The following is a 21790-nucleotide window of genomic DNA, read 5'->3' on the forward strand; positions in this document are numbered from 1 at the left end:
CCCGGCAGATGTGCGTCAGGCGAATTCGTCGTCGGCGTCGTGTTCGACAACGACCTCACCGTCGGCCTCGACCCGGACGATCACGCCGGTGTCGAGCTCCACCCTGGCGCGATTCTCGAGCCACGTCAGCGTCCACCGAGGTGCCGGCGATCCATCGGTCGCCGCCAGCACGGCGGCGTCGACCTCGGCGATCGCGGCGTGCAGCGCGGCGGGGACGGCAGCCGGAGGCGTCTGTCCGGCCGTCCATCGGGTTCCCAGCTGCATCAGTTCTCCTCCACAGGGGCGAGCTCGATGCCCGTCACGGTCAGTTCGTCGCCTTCGGTGAAGGTGAGTTCGGCGATCCGGCCCACGGCCCGCAGATCGGCCTCGGCGAGCCGCAGCGCCGCGAGCGCGGCAGGGGGGGCAGCGATGGCTGCGCTCGACACGGGCGTCTTCTGCGAGGCCTTTGCCTCGGTCTTGGCACGACGGATGCTGATCAAAGCCGCGCTGGCGACCGAGAGCACGCCGGGGTCGCCGTCGATGCCGAGCGGCGTCGGCCAGGGCGCGGTGTGCACCGAGCCTTCGTTGAACCACGACCACGGCTCTTCGGTTGCGAACACGAGCACCGGCGCCAGCAGCCGCAGAAGCGTTGACAGCGCGATCCGCAGCGCGAGCGCGGCAGAGGCCTGCCCGACGTCGGTGCGGTCGTAGGCGCGCTCCTTGACGAGTTCGAGGTAGTCGTCGCAGAACGTCCAGAAGAACTGCTCGGTCAGCTCGAGCGCACGCGCGTGGTCGTACGCGTCGAGAGCCTTGGTCGCCTCGGCGACGACGCCGTCGAGGGTGGCGAGCATCGAGGCATCCAGTGCATGCGTCACCTCCGCGCCCTCGGGAACCGGGAACGACAGCACGAACTTCGCCGCGTTGAGCACCTTGATCGACAGTCGCCGGCCGATCTTGATCTGCGTCGGGTTCTGCGGGTCGAAGGCGGCGTCGGTGCCCAGGCGGGACGACGCCGCCCAGTACCGCACCGCGTCCGAGCCGTGCTGCTCGAGGATGTCGGTCGGCGTGACGACGTTGCCCTTGGACTTCGACATCTTCTTGCGGTCCGGATCCACGATGAAGCCCGAGATCGCGGCATCCGTCCACGGGGCGCGGTCGTCTTCCAGGGCGCTGCGCAGCATCGTCGAGAACAGCCAGGTGCGGATGATGTCCTGGCCCTGTGGCCGTAGGTCGAACGGGGCGACGAGGTCCCAGAGTTCAGCATCCCGCTCCCAACCCGCCGCGAGCTGCGGCGTGAGCGACGAGGTCGCCCAGGTGTCGAAGATGTCGAGCTCAGGTTCGAAGCCGCCCGGCACGCCGCGCTGCTCGGCGGTGAATCCGGGCGGCAGATCGGTCGACGGGTCGACGGGCAGCTGCGCGGCATCGGGGATCAGCACGCTGCCCTCGATCCGCTCGCCGTTTTCATCGAGGCCGTACCAGAGCGGGATCGGCACGCCGAAGAAGCGCTGCCGCGAGATGAGCCAGTCGCCGGTGAGCCCGTTCACCCAGTTCTCGTAGCGCACCCGCATGAAGTCGGGATGCCACGACACCTCGCGCCCGAGGTCGAGCAGGCGTTCGCGCAGATCGGCGTCACGAGCGCCGTTGCGGATGTACCACTGGCGCGTCGAGACGATCTCGAGCGGCCGGTCGCCCTTCTCGTAGAACTTCACGACGTGGGTGAACGGCTTCGGATCGCCGATGAGCTCGCCCGACTCCTGCAGCAGCTCGACCATGCGCTTCTTGGCGCTGAACACGGTCTTGCCCGCCAGCTCGGCGTACGCCGCGAGCCCGGCCTCGCTCGAGATCGCCTCTGGCGCGTCGGGCAGCACCCGGCCGTCGCGCCCGAGGATCGTGCGGTTGGGCAGGTCGAGTTCGCGCCACCAGATGATGTCGGTGACATCGCCGAACGTGCAGATCATGGCGATGCCCGAGCCCTTGTCGGGCTGGGCGAGGTGGTGGGCCAGCACCGGCACCTCTACACCGAACACCGGGGTACGCACGGTCGTACCGAACAGAGCCTGGTACCGCTCGTCGTCGGGGTGGGCGACGAGGGCGACGCACGCGGCGAGGAGCTCGGGGCGCGTCGTCTCGATGAATACGTCGTCGCTCGTGCCGTGGAAAGCGAGCCGGTGATACGCGGCGGGCTGTTCCCGGTCTTCGAGCTCTGCCTGGGCGATCGCCGAACGGAAGTCGATGTCCCAGAGCGTCGGGGCGAGCGACTGGTAGGCCTCGCCGCGCTCGAGGCCGCGCAGGAAGGCGAGCTGCGATGTGCGGATCGTGTCGCTCGAGATCGTGCGGTACGTCTGCGTCCAGTCCACCGACAGCCCGAGCGTGCGCCAGAGAGCCTCGAACGCCTTCTCGTCCTCGACGGTGAGCGTCTCGCAGAGCTCGATGAAGTTTCGGCGGCTGATCGCGATCTGGTCGGCGGCCCGCGAGCTCTTGTTGTCGCCGCCCTCGAACGGCGGAGTGAAGTCGGGGTCGTACGGCAGCGACGGGTCGCAGCGCACTCCGTAATAGTTCTGCACCCGGCGTTCGGTCGGCAGGCCGTTGTCGTCCCAGCCCATCGGGTAGAACACCGTCTTGCCGGTCATCCGCTCGTAGCGGACCTTCACATCGGTGTGCGTGTACGAGAACACGTGCCCGATGTGCAGCGACCCCGAGGCGGTCGGTGGAGGGGTGTCGACGGAGAAGATGCCCGCGCGGCCCACCTCGGCGGCGCGCAGTCGATCGAACAGGAACGTGCCATCCGCATCCCACTTCTGCGACCACTTCTGTTCGAGGCCCTCGAGAGCGGGCTTGTCGGGAATGTGCGCATCGGTCATGGCTTCTCCTGCGATATGTGCGGCACGGTGTGTGCGTGCCTGAGTGTGGGATGTCGCTTCATTGTACGCGGCGCCGCCCGCCCGGTCAGAGGCCGATTGCTACGCTCCTCACCGTGACGTCCGAGGCGAGGGTACCGATTGCGGAGGTGGTGTCCGGCCGCCGCGGTCTCTTCCTGATCGCTCTGCTGCTCGCCGAATTCGGCGCCGCGATGCAGGGCATCGCCTACTCGACCGTGCTGCCCGTCGTCGCACAGGACCTCGATGGCTTCGCCCTGTTCGGCGCCACACTCGCGGCGGGCAACATCGCGGCGGTCGCGATGCTCGCGATCGCCCCGCTCGTGCTGGGTCGCTTTCGGCCCCGAGCCGTGCTGCTGACGGCGACGCTGCTTTACGTCATCGGAGTCGGGATGGCGGTCGCCGCGCCCGAGATGGTGTGGGTGCTCGCCGGTGCGGTGGTGCGGGGCGTCGCGGCGGGACTGCTGGCCGGGTTCGGCTTGGGGGCGATCGGTGCGCTGTACGACGAGCGCACCCGGCCGCGCGTCTTCGGACTCTTCTCGCTGATCTGGCTCCTGCCCTCGTTCGTCGGACCCGCGCTGAACGCTGTCATCACTGAATGGGCTGGCTGGCGGTGGGCGCTCGCGTGGCCTGCCGTGCTTGTCCTCGCCGCGCGCGCCCTGATGGGCCGATATGTCTCCGCCGTGCCGTGGGAACGGCATCGCTCGAGCGCGCGCCCTGCCTCAGGCCTGGTCGTGGCGGCATTCCTGGCGATCGGCGCATGGGGATCGACGGTGCCGGATGCCTGGGGTCGGGCGGTGTTCGCGGGCGGGGCGGTCGGGGCGGCCGTCGGGATCGTGATCTTCCTCCGCTCCGCGGCGCGCCGACCCCGTCGAGCTCTCATAACCTTCGCGGTGCTGTGCGCGGGATATTTCGGCATCTACGAGATGCTCTCGCTCATCGTCGTGGAGGGGCTAGGCGAGTCGGTGATCTGGGCATCCATCGCGATCTCCGGCGGCCTGATCGCCTGGTCGGTGGCGGGGCTCCGCCCGCGGCCGCGGTCTCGGATCGATCTCGTGGTGGTCGGCACCACCCTTATCCCCGTCTCGATCGGCGTCCTCCTCGGCGCATTGACGATGCCGGAACCGTGGGCGGTGGCGACGGTCATCGCCAGCGCGGTGATCGCCGGCCTGGGCATGGGGCTGGCGTACCCGCTGCTCAGCTCGGAGCCGTTCGGTCCTCACAATGCGTCCGGGCCGAGTCACGCATCCACGATCGGTGCGCTGGTTGCCTTCGCCGAGACATCTGGCACCGCGTGGTCGGCGCTGCTGGGAGGAGGCCTCTACTCGGTGCTGCAGGCCGCCGGGGCGGCGCCGCACGCGGCGCTCCCGATTGCGCTCCTCGCGATCGCCGTCCCGGCCGTGGCCGGCGTCGGAATGTCGATTGTGCGCGTGCGCGACTGATCAGTCGCGCACGTCCACGCCTGCGGCGATCGCGAATCCCCGGGCGAGATTCTCGACCTGTTGCCCCGTTATCGTCGCGCCGCGGAGGGCGGCGAGGTCGAGGAAGTGCAGGGCCTCGAGCCCGCGCAGGTCGAGATTCTCGATCCGCCACCCGCGGTTGTCGATCTCGTCGGCGCGACAGCCCTCGAATGCGACCCGTTTCAGCGTGGCCTGCGGCGCATCCAGCGCACCGATGATGCAGTCCGCGAACAGCACGTCCGACACCGTCGAGCCGGACAGATTCAGATAGTCGATCCGGATGCCGCGCAGCTCCACTCCCGTCAGATCGGCGCGCGAGAGGTCGAGCGTCCCAATGCGACCGCCGATGAGGCGGACGGTCTGCCAGCGCGACTCGCCGAACGCGGCATCCACCGCCCGGAGGTCGTGGATGTCGACATCCGCCACCGTCGAACCGCGCAGGGCGAAGGAGCCGAGGTCGGCGCCGCGGATGACGCTCTCGGTGATGTGCACCCCGGACGCATCGATGTCGCCGGTCAGATCGTCCAGGATGCCGGCGTGGACGTCACCGGGTCCATGCAGGCGGGCCGGCTGCAGCCGCGGCGGGAGGTCGGGCGCCGAAACGCGCGGAGGCAGGGGGGTAACGGGTCGCACCATCCCTCCACGCTACGCGGACGGCCGGACGCGGTAGAATCTACGAACCAGCATCGATCCGGCCATCACCGGGGAGCTCTCGGAAGAACGGGACGCGAGTCTTCAGTAGAACCGAGCGGGGCAGGCCCGTCACAGCCGCAGCGTAAGAGGGCGGATGCCGAGGCATCCGTCAAGCGGGGTGGTACCGCGGTTCTCTCACCCGGAGAATCGTCCTCGCAGGAAGCATCGCAACCTGCTGGAGTGACATGAGCTATCCCCGCCCTTCGACACGTTCAGGGACCGGCGCATTCGGCCCCGCTGTGGACGCCGTCGCGCCGAGCCCGCGGTTCGCTGCGATCGAGCAGGAGGTCCTGGCCTTCTGGGAGGCCGACGACACCTTCCGCGCCTCGATCTCGCAGCGCGACGGCGCACCCGAGTGGGTGTTCTACGACGGGCCCCCGTTCGCGAACGGACTGCCGCACTACGGGCACCTGCTCACGGGCTACGCGAAAGACCTCTTCCCGCGCTTCCAGACGATGCGCGGCAACAAGGTCGACCGCGTGTTCGGGTGGGACACGCATGGCCTCCCGGCCGAGCTCGAGGCGATGAAGCAGCTCGGGATCACCGAGAAGGCCGAGATCGAGCGCATGGGCATCGCGACCTTCAACGACAAGGCCCGCGCGTCGGTGATGGAGTACAGCAGCGAGTGGCAGGACTACGTCACCCGCCAGGCGCGCTGGGTCGATTTCGAGCGCGGATACAAGACGCTCGACACGACCTACATGGAATCGGTCCTGTGGGCGTTCAAGACGCTCTACGACAAGGGCCTCGCGTACGAGGGCCACCGCGTGCTGCCGTACTGCTGGCGCGACGAGACCCCGCTCTCCAGCCACGAGCTGCGCATGGACGACGACGTCTACAAGATGCGCCAAGACCCGTCCGTCACCGTCACCTTCCCGCTCACCGGGGTCAAGGCCGAGGCCCTCGGGCTCACGGCGGTGCGGGCACTCGCCTGGACGACCACGCCGTGGACGCTTCCCACCAACCTCGCGCTGGCGGTCGGTCCAGGCATCCGCTACGTCGTCGTCCCCGGCGGACCCGACGGAGCCGCCGACGTGCACCGCGACGACGAGTACGCCGAGGCGGAGTCGCACCAGTACCTGCTCGCCGAAGAACTGCTCGGCGGCTATGCGAAAGACCTCGGCTACGAATCGGCGGACGCCGCGCGGGCCGCGGTCATCAAGACCGTGCTGGGCTCGGAGCTGGCCGATGTCACCTACGACCGGCTCTTCGACTACTACGCCGACGCCGAGACGTGGGGCACCGGCACCGCGTGGCGGATCCTCGTCGATGACTACGTGACGACCTCCGACGGCACCGGCATCGTGCACCAGGCGCCCGCGTACGGCGAGGATGACCAGCGGGTCACCGAAGCAGCCGGCATCCCGATGGTGATGAGCCTCGACGATGGCGGACGCTTCCTGCCCCAGGTCGCCGATGTCGCCGGCGAGCTGTGGATGGACGCGAACACGCCGCTCATCCGCCTTATGCGCCAGGACGGTCGACTCCTCCGGCAGGCCAGCTACGAGCACTCCTACCCGCACTGCTGGCGGTGCCGGAACCCGCTCATCTACAAGGCCGTCTCGAGCTGGTTCGTGCGGGTCACCGACATCAAAGACCGGATGCTGGCCAACAACGAACTGATCACGTGGGCGCCCGAGAACGTCAAGCACGGCCAGTTCGGCAAGTGGCTCGAAGGCGCTCGCGACTGGTCGATCAGCCGCAACAGGTACTGGGGATCGCCGATTCCGATCTGGAAGAGCGATGACCCCGCCTACCCGCGCGTGGACGCCTACGGGTCGCTGGCCGATATGGAGCGCGACTTCGGCCGCCTCCCGCGCAACGGCGCAGGCGACGTCGACCTCCACCGTCCGTACATCGACGAGCTCACCCGACCCAACCCCGACGATCCGACGGGTCAGAGCACGATGCGACGCATCGAAGACGTGCTCGACGTCTGGTTCGACTCGGGCTCGATGCCGTTCGCGCAGGTGCATTACCCGTTCGAGAACCACGACTGGTTCGACGAGCACGCGCCGGCCGACTTCATCGTCGAGTACATCGGACAGACCCGCGGCTGGTTCTATCTCATGCACGTACTGTCGACCGCGCTGTTCGATCGCCCCGCCTTCACTGGTGTCTCCTGCCACGGCATCGTGCTCGGCAGCGACGGGCAGAAGATGTCGAAGTCGCTGCGCAACTACCCGGATGTGTCGGAGGTGTTCGACCGCGACGGGTCGGACGCGATGCGGTGGTTCCTCATGTCATCCAGCGTCCTGCGCGGCGGCAACCTGGTCGTCACGGAGGAGGGGATCCGTGCGGGTGTCCGTGAGTTCATGCTGCCGCTGTGGAGCGCCTGGTACTTCTTCTCGACCTATGCCAACGCGGCGCGCGGTCAGTCCGGCTCGGGGTACGAGGCGCAGTGGCGCACCGATTCGGCCCACGTGCTCGACCGGTACGTCCTGGCGCTGACGGGCGCGCTCGTCCGCGATGTCGCCGCCGACCTCGAGCGGCTCGATTCGACGACGGCCGCCGCGAGACTCCGCGACTTCGCCGAGGCGCTCACGAACTGGTACATCCGCCGCTCGCGCGACCGATTCTGGGTCGGCGTCACCGATGATCCGCAGTCGACCGAGGCGTTCGACACGCTCTACACGGTGCTGGAGACCGTGACCCGCGTGGCCGCTCCGCTGATCCCGCTGATCTCGGAGCGGATCTGGCAGGGTCTCACGGGCGGCCGGAGCGTGCACCTCGAGGACTGGCCCGACGCCGGCGCGTTCCCCGCTTCGGACGATATCCGCACCGCGATGGATGCCGTCCGCGAGGTCTCGTCGGTTGCCAACGCGCTGCGCAAGCGCGAGGGCAAGCGGGTGCGGCTGCCGCTGGCTCGGCTGACGGTGGTGGTGTCGGATGCGGCATCCCTGGCGCAGTTCGACGACATCCTCCGCGACGAGCTGAACGTCAAGAGGGTCGATCTCGTCGAGCTCGAGGGGGCTGCAGGTGCGGAGTACGGCATTACCCACCGGCTCGCGGTCAACGCTCGCGCGGCCGGTCCGCGCCTCGGCAAGCGGGTGCAGCAGGTCATCCAGGCGGCCAAGGCGGGGGCGTGGTCCGACGAGCACGGCGTCGTGACGGTGCAGGCAGCAGACGGACCGGTCACGCTCGAGCCGGGGGAGTACGAACTCGTGCTGGAGACCACCGGCAGGCCGGACGGCGAGGCCCTGGCCGTGCTTCCCGGAGACGGATTCGTCCTGCTCGATACCTCCACCACTCCGGAGCTGGAAGCGGAAGGCCTGGCGCGCGACACGATCCGCGCCGTGCAGGACGCCCGGAAAGCAGCCGGTTTCGACGTGAGCGACCGCATCAGCCTCGGCCTGCTGTTCGACGACGACGAGGACGCGGATGCCGTGGCATCCGCGTTCGAGATCGCGGCGGTTGCGGGGGAAACCCTCGCAGTCGCCTTCTCAGTGGCGCGACGCGGTGCGACGCTCGTGGCGTCCAACCCGCCTCCGCGCGCGACGCCCGAGTTCGAGTCTGTCGTCGCCGCGGGAACGTATGCCAATGTCGGGGACTTCACCATCACCGTGTCACGAATGGAGGCAGCGGCATGAGCGACGACCGCGCACGCTCCGACGCCGTCTACTCGGCGCTGCTGGCCCGCCAGGGCGAGCAGTGGGTTCAGCCCCGAGTCGAGCGCACCCGACGGGTGCTGGAGCTGCTCGCCGACCCGCAGCGCACTTACCGCGTCGTTCATGTCACCGGCACGAACGGCAAGACCTCGACGAGCCGCATGATCGAGAGCCTGGTCCGCGCGCACGGACTGCGGACGGGGTTGTTCACCAGCCCGCACCTCGAGCGGTTCACGGAGCGCATCATGATCGACGGCGAGCCGGTCGGCGATGCCGCGGTCGCCGACGCGTGGGATGAGATCGAGCCGTTCATCGGCCTCGTCGACGCCGAGCTTGAGGCGGCGGGCGACGCGCCGCTGACGTTCTTCGAGCTGCTGACCGTGCTCGCGTTCGTGGTCTGCGCCGACGCGCCCGTCGACGTCCTCGTGCTGGAGGTCGGCATGGGCGGGTCGTGGGACTCGACGAACACGGCAGACGGCGACGTCGCCGTCTTCGCCCCGATTGACCTCGATCACGCCGACCGCCTCGGCGACACGATCGCCGCGATCGCCACGGTCAAGGCCGGCATCATCAAGGACGGCGCGGCGGTCGTCTCCGCACGGCAGGACGCCGCGGCAGAAGCAGTCCTCCGCGCGGCGGCAGCGGCACACGGGGCGACGATCGCGTTCGAAGGGGCGGAATTCGCCCTCACGGCCGACACGCTGGCCGTCGGTGGACAGCTGATCAGTGTCAGGGGTCTTGCGGCCACCTACGACGAGGAATACCTGCCGCTGTACGGCGCGCACCAGGGATTCAACGCGGCACTGGCGATCGCCGCGGTCGAATCCCTCATCGGGGGAGGCACGCAGCCGATCGCGGGTGACATCCTGTCCGAGGGCCTGAGCAACGCCACCTCGCCCGGGCGCCTTCAGCTGGTCGGTATCGACCCCACCGTTCTGGTCGACGCGGCTCACAATCCGCACGGCGTCCGTGCGCTCACGACCGCCCTCGGCGAGGCGTTCGACTTCGACGAATGGGGTGTCGTGCTGGGCGTGCTCGAAGACAAGGACGCCGCCGGCATCGTCGCGGCGATCGCGCCGTCTGCGGCGCACATCTTCGCCACCGCGCCGGCGTCGGAGCGGGCGAGCGACCCGGATCGCCTCGCAGATCTGGCTGAGGAGGCGGGGCTCGCGGTGACCGTTCACGACGACCTGGATGCTGCAGCCGAAGCCGCGCGCGCATGGGCGGCCTCCGCCGATCGGCGGGCCGTGGTCATCGCGGGGTCGGTCGTGCTCGCCGGGGAGGCGCTGACGTTGTCGACCGCCGAGGATTGGAAGTCGGGGTGGAGCGCGTGAGCGCGGCTGTCCCGCCCAGCGAGCCGGAGGGGCCTGCGGAAGCGCCGAAGCAGCGCCGGCCGCGCCGCGCGCGCGGCGCGGCCGAGTCGCTCGGATCGATCGTCCTCGCGGCCGAGGCGATCATCGTCTTCCTCGGTGGACTCGTCGTCTTCGGGCTGCGTGCACTGCCCGCCCCGATCGAGCCGTGGTGGGGAATCGTGGGGGGAACGGTGCTGGCGATCGTCATGCTGCTCACCGGAGGGGTCCTGCGTCACCGGTGGGGGATCGTCCTCGGATGGGTGCTGCAGGTCGTCGTGGCCCTCGCCGCGTTCCTCGTTCCGGCGTTCCTGATCGTGGCGCTGATTTTCGGTGGCATGTGGGCGTATGCGACGATCAAGGGAGCGTCGCTCGACGCGCGGAATGCGCGACTCGCGCAGGATCCAGGCATCCCGAACGGAGACTGAACATGGCCACCGAAGAGACTCTCGTCCTGGTGAAGCCCGATGGCGTTGCGCGGAACCTGACCGGCGCGATCCTCGCCCGGATCGAGGCGAAGGGCTACTCGCTCGTCGACATCAAGCTGGTCGAGCCCGACCGCGATGTGCTCGAGCAGCACTATGCCGAGCACGAGGGCAAGCCGTTCTACGAGCCGCTGCTGGAGTTCATGCTCTCCGGTCCGTCGGTCGCGATCCGGCTCGCCGGCAACCGCGTGATCGAGGGCTTCCGCTCGCTCGCGGGCACGACCGACCCGACCACTGCCGCCCCCGGCACGATCCGCGGAGACTTCGGCCGCGACTGGGGCCTGAAGGTGCAGCAGAACCTCGTACACGGTTCCGACAGCCCAGAGTCGGCCGCGCGCGAGCTCGACATCTGGTTTTGACCCGATTCGTCAGAAGAGCGAGCTCAGCACGTCCAGGCGCACCTGCGCGATGATCGCGATGATGGCGTAGCTGACGACGGCCATCAGCGGAACCCAGCTCATCAGACGGTCGGCGCCGCGCTGCACCCGCGAGGGCACCGGGACGATGCCCGACCGGAACAGGTGGATCGTCACGGCGTAGAACGTGGGGATAGTCACCACCCAGGTGAGCATGCACCACGGGCACAGCGTGTTCAGCTCGAAGATGCTCTGGCCGATGAGCCAGAGGACGAAGCCGAAGGCGAACAGCATCCCGATTTCGAACAGCCACCAGAACCAGCGCGCGAAACGCGCCCCGGCGAGGATCGCGACGCCGACCACGATCGGGGCGACCCACGCGGCGAGCCCCAGGATCGGGTTCGGGAACCCGAAGGCCTCGCCCTGCGACGACTCGAGGTTCTTGCCGCACTGCACGAGCACGCTCAGGTTGCAGCCGAGGGCGGCGTCCGGGTTCTTCAGGAGCGCGAACCGGTCCAGCGTGAGGGCGAACGCCGCGATCCAGCCGGCGACTCCGGCGATGATCAGCCAGACGGCGAGGGCGGTCGGTCGGGTGTGGCTCTGCTGCTGCGGCATGCCTCGGATTATGGCATCGCGCGCTGTGGAGACGCCGCCCGGCACGTCGGCGCGCGGGCATCGGGCGAAAGTGCGATAATGGTCATCGATGCACTGCGGCCGCGCCGCACATCGCATCACACGAAGACTTCGGGGCGACGACAGCCCCTGGCAGCTAGAGCGCTTGAGCCGGCTGCAGACCGAGATGAGTTCGCGGCAGCGAGACCCGCCGTCGCACGAGATTTTGCCGGGCGACGCGCGGTGCGTCCGCAGGGAGTACGCCAGTGATGGCCGAAGACACCAATGACCAGACAGAGCCGCAGGACACAACGGATGCTGCGCCCCCCGCGCACGATTCCGTCGATGTCGTAGAGCCGGAAGCCGCCGCTCTCGATCGTGCGCCCGTCGCAATCGCCGAGCCGCTCGAAGGCCCCGACATCGAGATGCCCGAGGGCGACCCGGAGGCGGCGGAGGACGCTTCGACGAGCTCAGCGAGCTCGGCGCCCGAGAACCCGGACGAAACGCCTGCCGAGCCGGAGGCACTGACAGCCGTCGCCCTCGGCCTCCTGCCCGAGGTGTTCGTCTCGACGGTGTCGACCCAGCTGCACTTCTACGCCCCCGAGTTCGCCGCTCTCCCGCCTCGGCTGGAGCCGGAAGCTCCGGCAGAAGACGCAGCCCCCAGCAGCGCGCGTCGCCGCAACCGGCGTCGCGGGGGAGAGGAGGGCCGTGACGAGGTGTCCGAGCAGCCGGCCGCGCCGCCGCGTCAGCGCGCCGTCGAGCTCATCACCGAGCCGCAGCGGATCAAGGGTTCGACGCGACTCGAAGCGAAGAAGCAGCGTCGCCGCGACGGGCGCGAGGCCGGAAGGCGACGCACCGTCGTCACCGAGGCGGAGTTCCTCGCGCGGCGTGAAGCCGTCGACCGGGTCATGATCGTCCGTTCGAAGAACGGCCGAGTGCAGATCGCCGTCCTCGAGGACGGCGTGCTCGTTGAGCACTACGTCGCCCGCAACCAGGACGCTTCGCTCATCGGCAACGTGTACATCGGTCGCGTGCAGAACGTGCTCCCGAGCATGGAGGCCGCCTTCGTCGACATCGGCCGCGGCCGCAACGCCGTGCTGTACTCCGGCGAGGTCGACTGGGACGCCGTCGAGACCGGCAACCAGCCGCGTCGCATCGAGCTCGCCCTCAAGTCGGGCGACCGCGTGCTCGTGCAGGTCACCAAAGACCCGGTCGGGCACAAGGGTGCCCGCTTGACGAGCCAGATCTCGCTGCCGGGCCGCTACCTCGTGTACGTGCCGGGCGGCGCCATGAACGGCATTTCGCGGAAGCTCCCCGATACCGAGCGTGCGCGGCTCAAGAAGATCCTTAAGGAGGTGCTCCCCGAGTCGTCCGGCGTCATCGTGCGCACCGCGGCCGAGGGCGCGACCGAAGATCAGCTCACCCTCGACGTGCAGCGCCTCACCTCGCAGTGGGAGCACATCAGCGCGCAGATCGAGTCGATCAACGCTCCTTCGCTCCTGCACTCCGAGCCCGATCTGCTCGTGAAGATCGTGCGCGACGTCTTCAACGAAGACTTCACCCGGATGCTCATCCAGGGCGAAGACGCGGAGCAGACGATCTCGAGCTACCTCGCGAGCGTCGCTCCCGACCTCCTCGAGCGTGTGGAGAAGTACGAGGGCGACGCCGACCCGTTCGACGCCTTCCGCGTGACGGAGCAGATCGAGAAGGCGTTGGACCGCAAGGTCTGGCTGCCGTCGGGCGGCTCGCTCGTGATCGACCGGACCGAGGCGATGACGGTCGTCGACGTCAACACCGGCAAGTTCGTCGGCACGGGCGGAAACCTCGAAGAGACCGTCACCAAGAACAACCTCGAAGCCGCCGAGGAGATCGTGCGCCAGCTGCGCCTGCGCGACATCGGCGGCATCATCGTCGTCGACTTCATCGACATGGTGCTCGAATCCAACCGGGATCTCGTGCTGCGTCGCCTGGTCGAGTGCCTGAGCCGTGACCGGACCAAGCATCAGGTCGCCGAGGTCACCTCGCTGGGTCTGGTTCAGATGACCCGTAAGAAGCTCGGACTCGGGCTGCTGGAGACCTTCAGCGAGCCGTGCGAGGTCTGTGCCGGCCGGGGCGTCGTCGTGCACCACGACCCGGTCGCCCGCCACCGCACGCAGGGCGTGTCCAACGGTCCGCAGGGCGGAGGTCCGCGTCGCCCGCGCACCCCTCAGCTTTCCGGCAACGGGAACGGCAACGGCGGAACGCACGTGATCACCGAAGGCGTGAAGTCTGCGCTCGCGCAGATCGCAGCATCCACGATCCACCCGCAGCAGGACGAGGCTCCGGTGACGGATGCTCCGGAAATCGTCGTCCCGGACGAGGCGGAGCGGCCGAAGAAGGCGCGCAAGAAGCGCCCGTCGCAGTCGCCGGCGCGCACCGAGAAGGAGCAGCTGCTCGACACGGTGCTCAATGCGCTTCCCGAACCCAAGGCTCCCGGTCAGGGTCGCTCGCGCAGCCGCCGGGTCACGACGGCCGCACTCAGCGGCACGCCGGTCGTGCACACGCCGACGGCAGACTGACCGCGGGCTGACTGAACCGGCGCCGCCCTCGGGCGTGCGCTCACCGCCCGCGACGCTCGCGAGCGGTGATGCGCAGGCCCGAGGCGATGAGCGCGCGCACGAGGGTGTGCCCGTCGACGTGCCGGGCTCCGGCCGCGACCATCCGCGCGTGCGATTCCTCGGGGACGTCGTAGTGGTCGAGGTCGAAACTGCGGCGCGGAATGCCGTTCGCGTCGGCGAAGGCGTGCAGTTCGCCGAGGTCGGCGTCGCTGATCAGGTGCGCCCAGAGCCGTCCGTGCGCCGGCCACCGCGGATCATCGATGAGAATGGACACGTCGCGATGTTACCCATGGCGCGGCCGGTGACGGCCCGCCGCGACACGCGGCAGTCGCTCCTTTTGCGCCTGGGCGAGGCATCCGGTAAAGTATTCCTTTGGTGCGTCGACGACACTCTTGCTTCCGCACCGAGTCTTGCTCAGGCATCCGGAGCCGCGCGCTCCCCGAAGAAACAGGTATGAAGTGGTTTACGCAGTTGTGCGCGCCGGTGGCCGGCAGGAGAAGGTCGAGGTCGGCACGATCGTCGTCCTCGATCGTCAGTCCGCGAAGATCGGCGACTCGATCGAGCTTGCCGCAGTGCTCCTGGTCGACGGCGAGGCCGTGACGACCGACGCTGACAAGCTCGCGAAGGTCACCGTCACCGCCGAGGTCCTCGGCGAGGAGCGCGGCCCCAAGATCGTGATCCAGAAGTTCAAGAACAAGACCGGGTACAAGAAGCGCCAGGGGCACCGTCAGGACCTCACGCGCGTCAAGGTCACCGGCATCAAGTAACCGGAAGAGACTCAGGACATGGCACACAAAAAGGGCGCAAGCTCCACCCGTAACGGTCGTGACTCCAACGCCCAGCGCCTCGGCGTGAAGCGATTCGGCGGCCAGAAGGTGCTCGCGGGCGAGATCATCATCCGCCAGCGCGGCACGCACTTCCACCCCGGCGCCAACGTCGGCCGCGGCGGAGACGACACGCTGTTCGCCCTCGCCCCCGGCGCCGTCGAGTTCGGCACCAAGGGTGGCCGCAAGGTCATCAACATCGTGACGGCAGCCGCGGAGTAGTCCGAGGCTCACACAGCTTTTCAACGGAGGGGGCGGGCTTCGGCTCGCCCCTCTTCTGTTTTCCCGGCACCACCCACCCTCGAAAGTCAGCAGAAGCGCTATGAAGGAATTGACATGGTCACATTCGTCGACCGCGTGACGCTGCACCTGCGCGCGGGCAAGGGCGGCAACGGCTGCGTCTCGGTTAAGCGCGAGAAGTTCAAGCCTCTCGCCGGCCCTGACGGCGGCAGCGGCGGCAACGGCGGCGACGTCGTGCTCGTCGCCGATCCGCAGGTCACGACCCTCCTGTCGTATCACCACTCGCCGCACCGCTCGGCCGGCAACGGCGGCTTCGGGATGGGCGACCACCGCTCCGGCGCCATCGGCGAGTCGCTCGAACTGGCCGTTCCGGTCGGGACGCTCGTGAAGGATGTCGACGGCGAGACCCTCGTCGACATGATCGAGCCGGGGATGCGCTTCGTGGTGGCCCCTGGTGGCATCGGCGGACTGGGCAACGCGACGCTCGCCAACCCCAAGCGCAAGGCCCCCGGTTTCGCTCTGCTCGGCACCCCCGGGTGGGAGGGTGATGTCCAGCTCGAGCTGAAGACGGTGGCCGACGTGGCCCTGGTCGGCTTCCCGTCCGCCGGCAAGTCCAGCCTCGTCGCGGCCATCTCCGCCGCGCGACCCAAGATCGCCGACTACCCGTTCACCACTCTGCACCCGAACCTCGGCGTCGTGCAGGCCGGTGACATCCGCTTCACGGTCGCCGATGTGCCAGGGCTCATCGAGGGCGCGAGCGAAGGCAAGGGACTCGGACTCGAGTTCCTGCGCCATGTCGAGCGCTGCACCGCGCTGGTCCACGTGCTGGACTGCGCGACGCTCGAACCGGGACGCGACCCCCTGACAGACCTCGATGTCATCCTCACCGAGCTCGCCGCCTACCCGGTGCCCGAGGGTCAGATCCCCCTTCTGGATCGACCCCAGCTCATCGCGCTCAACAAGGTCGACGTGCCCGAAGGCCGCGATCTCGCCGAGCTGGTGCGCCCCGAACTCGAGGCGCGCGGCTATCGCGTCTTCGAGATCTCGACAGTGAGCCACGACGGCCTCCGCCAGCTCACTTTCGCGCTCGCAGACGTCGTCGCCCAGCATCGTGTCGAGGAAGCTCTCAAGCCCGTGCAGGAGCGGATCGTCATCCGCCCCCGCGGGTCGAAGAAGGAGTTCACGATCCGTGTCGAGGGCGGCTCGTACGGCGACATCTACCGCATCCTCGGCGAGAAGCCGGTCCGCTGGATGTACCAGACCGATTTCCAGAACGAAGAGGCCGTGGGCTACCTCGCCGATCGCCTCGAGAAGCTGGGCATCGAGACCGAGCTGTACCGCGTCGGAGCCGCTCCCGGCGCCACCGTCGTGATCGGCGAGGGCGATGGTGTCGTCTTCGACTGGCAGCCGTCGCTGTCGTCGGTGGCGGAGCTGATGACTGCTCCGCGCGGGACCGACCCTCGCCTTATGCAGAATCCGCGACGCACCACGTCCGAGCGTCGTGAGCGCTACCACGAGATGATGGATGCCAAGGCTGAGGCCCGCGCCGAGCTCAATGCCGAGCGCGGGGCGGTGTACGTCGACGAAGAGGTCCCCGAGTGACGACCCTGACCCGCGCGGGCATCCGCACCGCCCGCCGCGTCGTCGTCAAGGTGGGGTCATCGTCGATCAGCGGTGAGAACGCCGGCAAGATCCAGACGATCGTCGAGGCGCTGACGGTCGCACACGGCCGCGGCACCGAGGTGGTGCTCGTCTCGTCCGGGGCGATCGCGACCGGCATGCCTTTCCTCGCTCTGGACGCACGACCGAGCGACCTCGCCACGCAGCAGGCCGCCGCCGCCGTAGGGCAGAACGTGCTCATCTACCGGTACCAAGACGCGCTGCGCCCGTTCGGCATCGTCGCCGGGCAGGTGCTGCTGACGGCGGGCGACCTGGAGAATCCCACCCCCCGCTCCAACGCGCGGCGCGCGATGGAGCGACTGCTGGGGCTGCGCATCCTCCCGATCGTCAACGAGAACGACACCGTGGCGACCCACGAGATCCGCTTCGGCGACAACGATCGCCTGGCCGCGCTGGTCGCCGAGTTGATCGGCGCTGACGCCCTGATCCTCCTGAGCGACATCGAATGCCTCTACACCCGCCCGCCGGGCGAGCCCGGGGCCATGCCCATCGACCGGGTCGAGTACGGCGACGACCTGCACGGCTTCGAATTCGGGTCCGTCGTCGTCAACAGCGTCGGCACCGGGGGAGCGGCGACCAAGGTGTCGGCGGCACGGGTGGCCGCAGCATCCGGTGTCGGGGTCCTGGTGACCAGTGCCGACCTCGTCGACCGTGCGCTGGACGGCGAGGCGATCGGCACGTGGTTCGACCCCAATCCCGAGCCCGGTGCGGCACCGGTCACGGGCCCGATCCGCAACGCAGTCGGTCCGGCGCTCCCCGCCGATACACTGGGCCGATGACCACGACCACCTCCACGGCGCAGGAGCGGATGCTGCTGGCGAAGGCCGCATCGCGGCAGGTGGGCCTCCTCTCGGACGAGGCGAAGGCGTCGGCGCTGCGTGCGATCGCCGGGGCGATCGAGTCGGCGACAGCCGAGATCGTCGTCGCGAACCACGAGGATCTTGATCGAGGGCAGGCGAGCGGCCTGTCTACCGCGCTGCAGGACCGTCTCCGGCTGGACGAGGCGCGTGTGGCGGCGCTCGCGCAGGCCGTCCGCGACGTGGCAGACCTGCCCGATCCCGTCGGGCGGGTGCTGGATGAGCGGGTGCTCGCGAACGGCGTACGCCTGCAGAAGGTGTCGGTGCCGTTCGGCGTAGTCGGATCGATCTACGAGGCCAGGCCCAATGTGACGGTCGACATCACCGCGCTGGCGCTGCGTTCGGGCAATGCCGTCGTGCTGCGCGGCGGGTCGGCTGCCGAGTCGACGAATCGGGCTCTCGTCGCCGCGATGCGCGGCGCCCTCGCCGATCAGGGCGTCGACCCCGAAGCCATCCAGACGGTCGACGAGTTCGGCCGCGAAGGCGCGCGCGAGCTCATGCACGCCCGCGGCGTCGTCGACGTGCTGGTGCCGCGCGGCAGCGCTCAGCTGATCGAGACCGTCGTAACCGAATCGACGGTCCCGGTGATCGAGACGGGCGCGGGGGTGGTGCACATCGTGCTCGACGCGTCTGCGCCGCTCGAGTGGGCCCGCGACATCGTCGTCAACGCCAAGGTGCAGCGGCCGAGCGTCTGCAACTCCGTCGAGACCGTCCTCGTGCTCCGGCCGGCCGCCGCACGTCTCGTGCCCACCGTGGTCGCGTCGCTGCGAGATGTCGGCGTAACGGTCCACGGCGACGAGGACGTGCGCCGCCTGGCTGACGGCGTCGTCGCCGCCACCGACGAGGATTGGGCGACCGAGTATGTCAGCCTCGACATCTCGATGCGCGTCGTGGACGATCTCGACGAGGCGCTGGCCCACATCCGGCAGTACTCGACCCATCACACCGAGTCGATCATCACGGAAGACACGGCCAACGCCGAGCGTTTCCTCGCCGAGGTCGATTCCGCAGTGGTGATGGCCAACGCATCGACCCGCTTCACCGACGGCGGCGAGTTCGGCTTCGGTGCCGAGGTGGGGATCTCGACCCAGAAGCTGCATGCGCGCGGCCCGATGGGACTGGCCGAGCTGACCAGCACGAAATGGCTCGCGCGAGGTGCCGGACAAGTCCGCGCGTGAGCGCCTAAACTGGTCGAACACGCACGTCAACGACCCGAAACGGAAACCCGATGACCTTCGCCTCGATCCTCGTCCTCGCAGCTGAAGAGGAGCACGGAAGCGTCGCGCTCGAGACCATCGGCTTCGGGATCACCGCACTCGTCGTCTTCGCGGCCCTCGCACTCGTGTCGCTGTCGTACCGGCACGTCGCCAACCGGCATCCGCACAAGGCCGAGGCGTATGCGCGCGCACACGCGAACGACACGCACGAAGCGGGGCACGGCCACTAGGTCGACCGTATGACGGTGAAAAGGGCTCCGAGGATCGGAGTCATGGGCGGCACGTTCGATCCCATCCACCACGGGCATCTCGTGGCGGCGAGCGAGGTGGCCCGCAATTTCGATCTCGATGAGGTCGTGTTCGTGCCGACGGGTCAACCGTGGCAGAAGCACGACGTCACGGAGAGCGAACACCGCTACCTGATGACGGTGATCGCGACAGCATCCAATCCTCAGTTCACCGTCAGCCGGGTCGACATCGACCGCGAAGGCCCCACCTACACGATCGACACGCTGAAGGATCTGAAGACGCAGCGACCCGACGCCGAGCTGTTCTTCATCACCGGTGCTGATGCCGTAGCGCAGATTCTCAGTTGGAGGGACCATGATGAGCTGTGGGACCTTGCCCATTTCGTCGCAGTATCCCGCCCTGGTCACGTGCTGAGCACCGCGGGGCTTCCGAGTGACGATGTGAGCCAGCTCGAGATCCCGGCGCTGTCGATTTCTTCCACGGACTGCCGCAAGCGCGTGCGCAACGATCATCCTGTCTGGTACCTCGTTCCCGACGGGGTCGTCCAGTACATCGCGAAGCATCACCTCTACCGGAGCAAGGCATGAACCAGCAGACGGACAAACAGCCGCTGACGCGCAAGCAGATGCGGGAGATCCGCAACACCGCGTCGAATCCGATCGTGACCGCAGGCGGTGCAGTCATCGACGACGACGACGCCTCGGCCGAGGCCGCCCTCGCGGACGCCGCTGCCGCCGTCGAAGTCGAGAAGACGAATAGCGTCGACGGGCTCGCAGCGACGTCGGAGGGCGACACGTCGGAAGCGGCGGTACCCGTGAACGATGTGACTGTGGATGCTGCTCGAGTCGTCGCGCCGCTCGCCAGGGCCGCAGAGCCCGCAGTGATCGCACCAGCACCCGGACCCGACGCAGGCGTCGATCTCGGCGTCTCGCCCCTCACACGGAGGCAGGCGCGCCAGCAGGAGCGCATCCGCACGGCGTCGGTGCCCGTCATCACCCCCGAGGTGCTCGCCGCAAGTGCCGGCGCTGCGGTTGCCGTGCCGGACGCGCGGGCCGCAGACGTCGCCGAGATCCACTCGGATGAGGCCGCGCCGGCTGAGATCGTCGACATCTTCGCGGAGGCTCCGGAGGTCGAGGACCGACCGATCGTGAACCCGCAGTTCGGGTCGGAGCTCCTTGCCGGCGCGACGGCGACGTCCGCGGCGGTGCCGGCATCGTTCGACCAGCTCATCGCCCGCGAGAGCGCGGCGTCGGGCTCGATCGCCACGCCCAACGCCCTGATCCTCTCGCAGGGCGAGGGCGCCCCGCTCATGTCGCCGATCGCGGCGACCGGCGAGGTGCTCATCACCGGCACGTTCGCGCTTCCCGAAGGACTCGGCTCGCAGGGGCATGTGCCCGGCGCAGCGGACGGCAGAGAGGCGGATGCCGTGCTCATCGACGGTGAACTGCCCGCGCACTCGTCACCGACGCCGATCGCCGCCAGCGCCGCGATCAGCACCGTGAAAACCAGCGGCGAGATCATTCGTCCCCCCGCCCCGGAAAAGGGCAATCGACTCATGCTCACGCTCGTGATCACGGCGGGGGTCCTCGCCCTCGCCCTGGCGGGCGTCCTGATCCTGGCGCTCACCACAGGAGTGTTCAAATAGTGGCCACCGACAACTCACGCGTGATGCTCGACATCGCCGCCACCGCCGCCGACGCGAAGGGCGGCGAGGATCTCGTCGCACTCGACGTCTCGGGGCCCCTGCCCCTCGTCGACATCTTCCTGCTGATCACGGGGCGCAACGAACGCAACGTCGCAGCGATCGCCGACGAGATCGAGGACAGGCTGCTCGAGGCCGGCCACAAGCGGCTGCGTCGCGAAGGTCGGGGCGAAGCGCGCTGGGTGCTGCTGGACTTCGGCGACCTGGTCGTGCACGTCTTCCACGAGCAGGAGCGCATGTACTACGGTCTGGAGCGGCTCTGGAAGGACTGCCCGGTCGTTCCGATCGAGCTGGCGGCGACCGCCGAGCCTGCCGGAGCATAGCGCCGGTCGCTGGAGGCGGGTCGCCACCTCGCCCTCAGCGCGTCGCCGGCATCCGCGCCGGTTCGGCAGCCTCCCTCGAATGTAGTAATCTAGTGGGGTTGCCCCGCGCGAGCGGGAGCAGCGGAATTGGGCCTGTGGCGCAGCTGGTAGCGCACCTGCATGGCATGCAGGGGGTCAGGGGTTCGAGTCCCCTCAGGTCCACGAAAGAACCGCGTAATTCCGCGGAAATCCGCCTCTGTGCCGCCTCGACGAGCGTCGAAAAGAGGCCGCGAGTCCGCTGAAAGTCAGCTGAAACCCCGCGCCTGGCAGGGGGAACGATGCGCCTCACGCGGGATCAAATCTCCATCCGCGAAGGTGGGAGCGTTGCGCCGTCCCCTCGTGCATAGGGACAGGCATGACTGATTCCACGATTGCCCCGACCAATATCGACACCGATGAGGTCCCCGCAGAAACCACGACCATCGACCGGATCGCGCTCCTCGAGCGGATCGAGCACCCGAACGAGATGCTCACCATGGCTGAGGTCGCGGCCTACCTGCAACTGCCGGTCCTCACGCTGAGGAAGTGGCGAGAGAAGAACAAGGGCCCGCGCGCACGTCACGCCGGCCGCCACCTCCGCTACCGCGCACGCGATGTGACCGAGCGGGTGACAAGCCTCGACTGAGGACCTGGTGATGAGCAGC

General features: G+C 68.7%; 21 protein-coding genes and 1 tRNA gene. 17 read left to right on the top strand and 5 right to left on the bottom strand.

Annotated features, from left to right (window positions below):
- Positions 1-15: 15 nt before the first annotated feature.
- The gene (locus ACFE6Z_RS02925) at positions 16-264 is read right to left on the bottom strand and encodes a hypothetical protein (protein WP_375384180.1); all 249 of its coding nucleotides are present in this window, start codon (positions 262-264) and stop codon (positions 16-18) included.
- Complete coding sequence (gene valS, locus ACFE6Z_RS02930; protein ID WP_375384181.1) at positions 264-2840, bottom strand: valine--tRNA ligase; 2577 nt, start codon at positions 2838-2840, stop codon at positions 264-266. Before valS ends, ACFE6Z_RS02925 begins: the two co-directional genes overlap by 1 nt.
- 113 nt (positions 2841-2953) lie before the next feature.
- Here valS and ACFE6Z_RS02935 point away from each other — a divergent pair, with 113 nt between their 5' ends.
- Positions 2954-4297 carry an MFS transporter gene (locus tag ACFE6Z_RS02935; protein ID WP_375384182.1) on the top strand — a complete coding sequence of 448 codons (1344 nt, stop codon included), beginning with the start codon at positions 2954-2956 and terminating at the stop codon, positions 4295-4297.
- On the opposite strand, the gene ACFE6Z_RS02940 is transcribed toward ACFE6Z_RS02935, so the two are convergent.
- Positions 4298-4951 (bottom strand): pentapeptide repeat-containing protein, encoded by a 654-nt coding sequence (locus ACFE6Z_RS02940; RefSeq protein ID WP_375384183.1) that lies wholly within the window; start codon positions 4949-4951, stop codon positions 4298-4300.
- Between the two features lie 242 nt (positions 4952-5193).
- Here ACFE6Z_RS02940 and ileS point away from each other — a divergent pair, with 242 nt between their 5' ends.
- The 4 genes from ileS to ndk are packed head-to-tail and all read left to right on the top strand — an operon-like array spanning position 5194 to position 10809.
- Complete coding sequence (ileS, locus tag ACFE6Z_RS02945; RefSeq protein ID WP_375384184.1) at positions 5194-8598, top strand: isoleucine--tRNA ligase; 3405 nt, start codon at positions 5194-5196, stop codon at positions 8596-8598.
- Positions 8595-9950 carry a bifunctional folylpolyglutamate synthase/dihydrofolate synthase gene (locus ACFE6Z_RS02950; protein ID WP_375384185.1) on the top strand — a complete coding sequence of 452 codons (1356 nt, stop codon included), beginning with the start codon at positions 8595-8597 and terminating at the stop codon, positions 9948-9950. The genes ileS and ACFE6Z_RS02950 overlap by 4 nt, the downstream gene beginning before the upstream one ends.
- Entirely contained in the window at positions 9947-10393 is a 447-nt protein-coding gene (locus ACFE6Z_RS02955) for a DUF4233 domain-containing protein (protein ID WP_375384186.1), read from the top strand. The genes ACFE6Z_RS02950 and ACFE6Z_RS02955 overlap by 4 nt, the downstream gene beginning before the upstream one ends.
- A gap of 2 nt (positions 10394-10395) precedes the next feature.
- Positions 10396-10809, top strand: coding sequence for a nucleoside-diphosphate kinase (gene ndk, locus ACFE6Z_RS02960; protein ID WP_375384187.1), 414 nt, complete (start codon positions 10396-10398; stop codon positions 10807-10809).
- 9 nt (positions 10810-10818) lie between these two features.
- Here the strand turns inward: ndk and ACFE6Z_RS02965 are convergent, their stop codons facing one another.
- Positions 10819-11421: a vitamin K epoxide reductase family protein gene (locus ACFE6Z_RS02965; RefSeq protein ID WP_375384188.1), complete on the bottom strand. Its 603-nt coding sequence runs from the start codon at positions 11419-11421 to the stop codon at positions 10819-10821.
- A gap of 266 nt (positions 11422-11687) precedes the next feature.
- On the opposite strand from ACFE6Z_RS02965, the gene ACFE6Z_RS02970 reads away from it, so the two are divergent.
- Positions 11688-13976 (top strand): Rne/Rng family ribonuclease, encoded by a 2289-nt coding sequence (locus ACFE6Z_RS02970; RefSeq protein WP_375384641.1) that lies wholly within the window; start codon positions 11688-11690, stop codon positions 13974-13976.
- A gap of 40 nt (positions 13977-14016) precedes the next feature.
- Here the strand turns inward: ACFE6Z_RS02970 and ACFE6Z_RS02975 are convergent, their stop codons facing one another.
- A complete protein-coding gene (locus tag ACFE6Z_RS02975) occupies positions 14017-14289 on the bottom strand; it encodes a DUF4031 domain-containing protein (protein ID WP_375384189.1) in 273 nt (90 codons plus the stop codon).
- 184 nt (positions 14290-14473) lie between these two features.
- On the opposite strand from ACFE6Z_RS02975, the gene rplU reads away from it, so the two are divergent.
- The 11 genes from rplU to ACFE6Z_RS03030 all read left to right on the top strand — a co-directional run bounded on the left by rplU (position 14474) and on the right by ACFE6Z_RS03030 (position 21771).
- Positions 14474-14782: a 50S ribosomal protein L21 gene (rplU, locus tag ACFE6Z_RS02980; RefSeq protein WP_375384190.1), complete on the top strand. Its 309-nt coding sequence runs from the start codon at positions 14474-14476 to the stop codon at positions 14780-14782.
- A gap of 18 nt (positions 14783-14800) precedes the next feature.
- Positions 14801-15061 carry a 50S ribosomal protein L27 gene (gene rpmA, locus ACFE6Z_RS02985; RefSeq protein ID WP_150447211.1) on the top strand — a complete coding sequence of 87 codons (261 nt, stop codon included), beginning with the start codon at positions 14801-14803 and terminating at the stop codon, positions 15059-15061.
- A 114-nt stretch (positions 15062-15175) separates the two neighbouring features.
- Positions 15176-16681, top strand: coding sequence for a GTPase ObgE (obgE, locus tag ACFE6Z_RS02990; protein WP_375384191.1), 1506 nt, complete (start codon positions 15176-15178; stop codon positions 16679-16681).
- Positions 16678-17538: a glutamate 5-kinase gene (proB, locus tag ACFE6Z_RS02995; RefSeq protein WP_375384192.1), complete on the top strand. Its 861-nt coding sequence runs from the start codon at positions 16678-16680 to the stop codon at positions 17536-17538. Before obgE ends, proB begins: the two co-directional genes overlap by 4 nt.
- Entirely contained in the window at positions 17535-18794 is a 1260-nt protein-coding gene (locus tag ACFE6Z_RS03000) for a glutamate-5-semialdehyde dehydrogenase (RefSeq protein ID WP_375384193.1), read from the top strand. Before proB ends, ACFE6Z_RS03000 begins: the two co-directional genes overlap by 4 nt.
- Before the next feature lie 50 nt (positions 18795-18844).
- Complete coding sequence (locus tag ACFE6Z_RS03005; RefSeq protein WP_375384194.1) at positions 18845-19063, top strand: hypothetical protein; 219 nt, start codon at positions 18845-18847, stop codon at positions 19061-19063.
- A 9-nt stretch (positions 19064-19072) separates the two neighbouring features.
- The gene (gene nadD / locus ACFE6Z_RS03010) at positions 19073-19669 is read left to right on the top strand and encodes a nicotinate-nucleotide adenylyltransferase (RefSeq protein WP_375384195.1); all 597 of its coding nucleotides are present in this window, start codon (positions 19073-19075) and stop codon (positions 19667-19669) included.
- Positions 19666-20727 carry a hypothetical protein gene (locus ACFE6Z_RS03015; protein ID WP_375384196.1) on the top strand — a complete coding sequence of 354 codons (1062 nt, stop codon included), beginning with the start codon at positions 19666-19668 and terminating at the stop codon, positions 20725-20727. Before nadD ends, ACFE6Z_RS03015 begins: the two co-directional genes overlap by 4 nt.
- 23 nt (positions 20728-20750) lie before the next feature.
- The gene (gene rsfS, locus ACFE6Z_RS03020) at positions 20751-21107 is read left to right on the top strand and encodes a ribosome silencing factor (protein ID WP_375384642.1); all 357 of its coding nucleotides are present in this window, start codon (positions 20751-20753) and stop codon (positions 21105-21107) included.
- Between the two features lie 128 nt (positions 21108-21235).
- Positions 21236-21308, top strand: a tRNA-Ala gene (locus ACFE6Z_RS03025).
- A 193-nt stretch (positions 21309-21501) separates the two neighbouring features.
- Positions 21502-21771 carry a helix-turn-helix domain-containing protein gene (locus ACFE6Z_RS03030; RefSeq protein WP_375384197.1) on the top strand — a complete coding sequence of 90 codons (270 nt, stop codon included), beginning with the start codon at positions 21502-21504 and terminating at the stop codon, positions 21769-21771.
- The last annotated feature ends 19 nt before the right edge of the window (positions 21772-21790 follow it).

The organism is uncultured Microbacterium sp., assembly GCF_964244775.1.
GTDB lineage: Bacteria > Actinomycetota > Actinomycetes > Actinomycetales > Microbacteriaceae > Microbacterium.

Excerpts from the sequence above, each read along its gene's own strand:
- ACFE6Z_RS02925 (WP_375384180.1), bottom strand. The coding sequence starts at position 264 with ATGCAGCTGGGAACCCGATGGACGGCCGGACAGACGCCTCCGGCTGCC.
- valS (WP_375384181.1), bottom strand. The coding sequence starts at position 2,840 with ATGACCGATGCGCACATTCCCGACAAGCCCGCTCTCGAGGGCCTCGAA.
- ACFE6Z_RS02940 (WP_375384183.1), bottom strand. The coding sequence starts at position 4,951 with ATGGTGCGACCCGTTACCCCCCTGCCTCCGCGCGTTTCGGCGCCCGAC.
- ileS (WP_375384184.1), top strand. The coding sequence starts at position 5,194 with ATGAGCTATCCCCGCCCTTCGACACGTTCAGGGACCGGCGCATTCGGC.
- ACFE6Z_RS02950 (WP_375384185.1), top strand. The coding sequence starts at position 8,595 with ATGAGCGACGACCGCGCACGCTCCGACGCCGTCTACTCGGCGCTGCTG.
- ndk (WP_375384187.1), top strand. The coding sequence starts at position 10,396 with ATGGCCACCGAAGAGACTCTCGTCCTGGTGAAGCCCGATGGCGTTGCG.
- ACFE6Z_RS02965 (WP_375384188.1), bottom strand. The coding sequence starts at position 11,421 with ATGCCGCAGCAGCAGAGCCACACCCGACCGACCGCCCTCGCCGTCTGG.
- ACFE6Z_RS02970 (WP_375384641.1), top strand. The coding sequence starts at position 11,688 with ATGGCCGAAGACACCAATGACCAGACAGAGCCGCAGGACACAACGGAT.
- rpmA (WP_150447211.1), top strand. The coding sequence starts at position 14,801 with ATGGCACACAAAAAGGGCGCAAGCTCCACCCGTAACGGTCGTGACTCC.
- obgE (WP_375384191.1), top strand. The coding sequence starts at position 15,176 with ATGGTCACATTCGTCGACCGCGTGACGCTGCACCTGCGCGCGGGCAAG.
- ACFE6Z_RS03000 (WP_375384193.1), top strand. The coding sequence starts at position 17,535 with ATGACCACGACCACCTCCACGGCGCAGGAGCGGATGCTGCTGGCGAAG.
- ACFE6Z_RS03005 (WP_375384194.1), top strand. The coding sequence starts at position 18,845 with ATGACCTTCGCCTCGATCCTCGTCCTCGCAGCTGAAGAGGAGCACGGA.
- nadD (WP_375384195.1), top strand. The coding sequence starts at position 19,073 with ATGACGGTGAAAAGGGCTCCGAGGATCGGAGTCATGGGCGGCACGTTC.
- ACFE6Z_RS03015 (WP_375384196.1), top strand. The coding sequence starts at position 19,666 with ATGAACCAGCAGACGGACAAACAGCCGCTGACGCGCAAGCAGATGCGG.
- rsfS (WP_375384642.1), top strand. The coding sequence starts at position 20,751 with ATGCTCGACATCGCCGCCACCGCCGCCGACGCGAAGGGCGGCGAGGAT.
- ACFE6Z_RS03030 (WP_375384197.1), top strand. The coding sequence starts at position 21,502 with ATGACTGATTCCACGATTGCCCCGACCAATATCGACACCGATGAGGTC.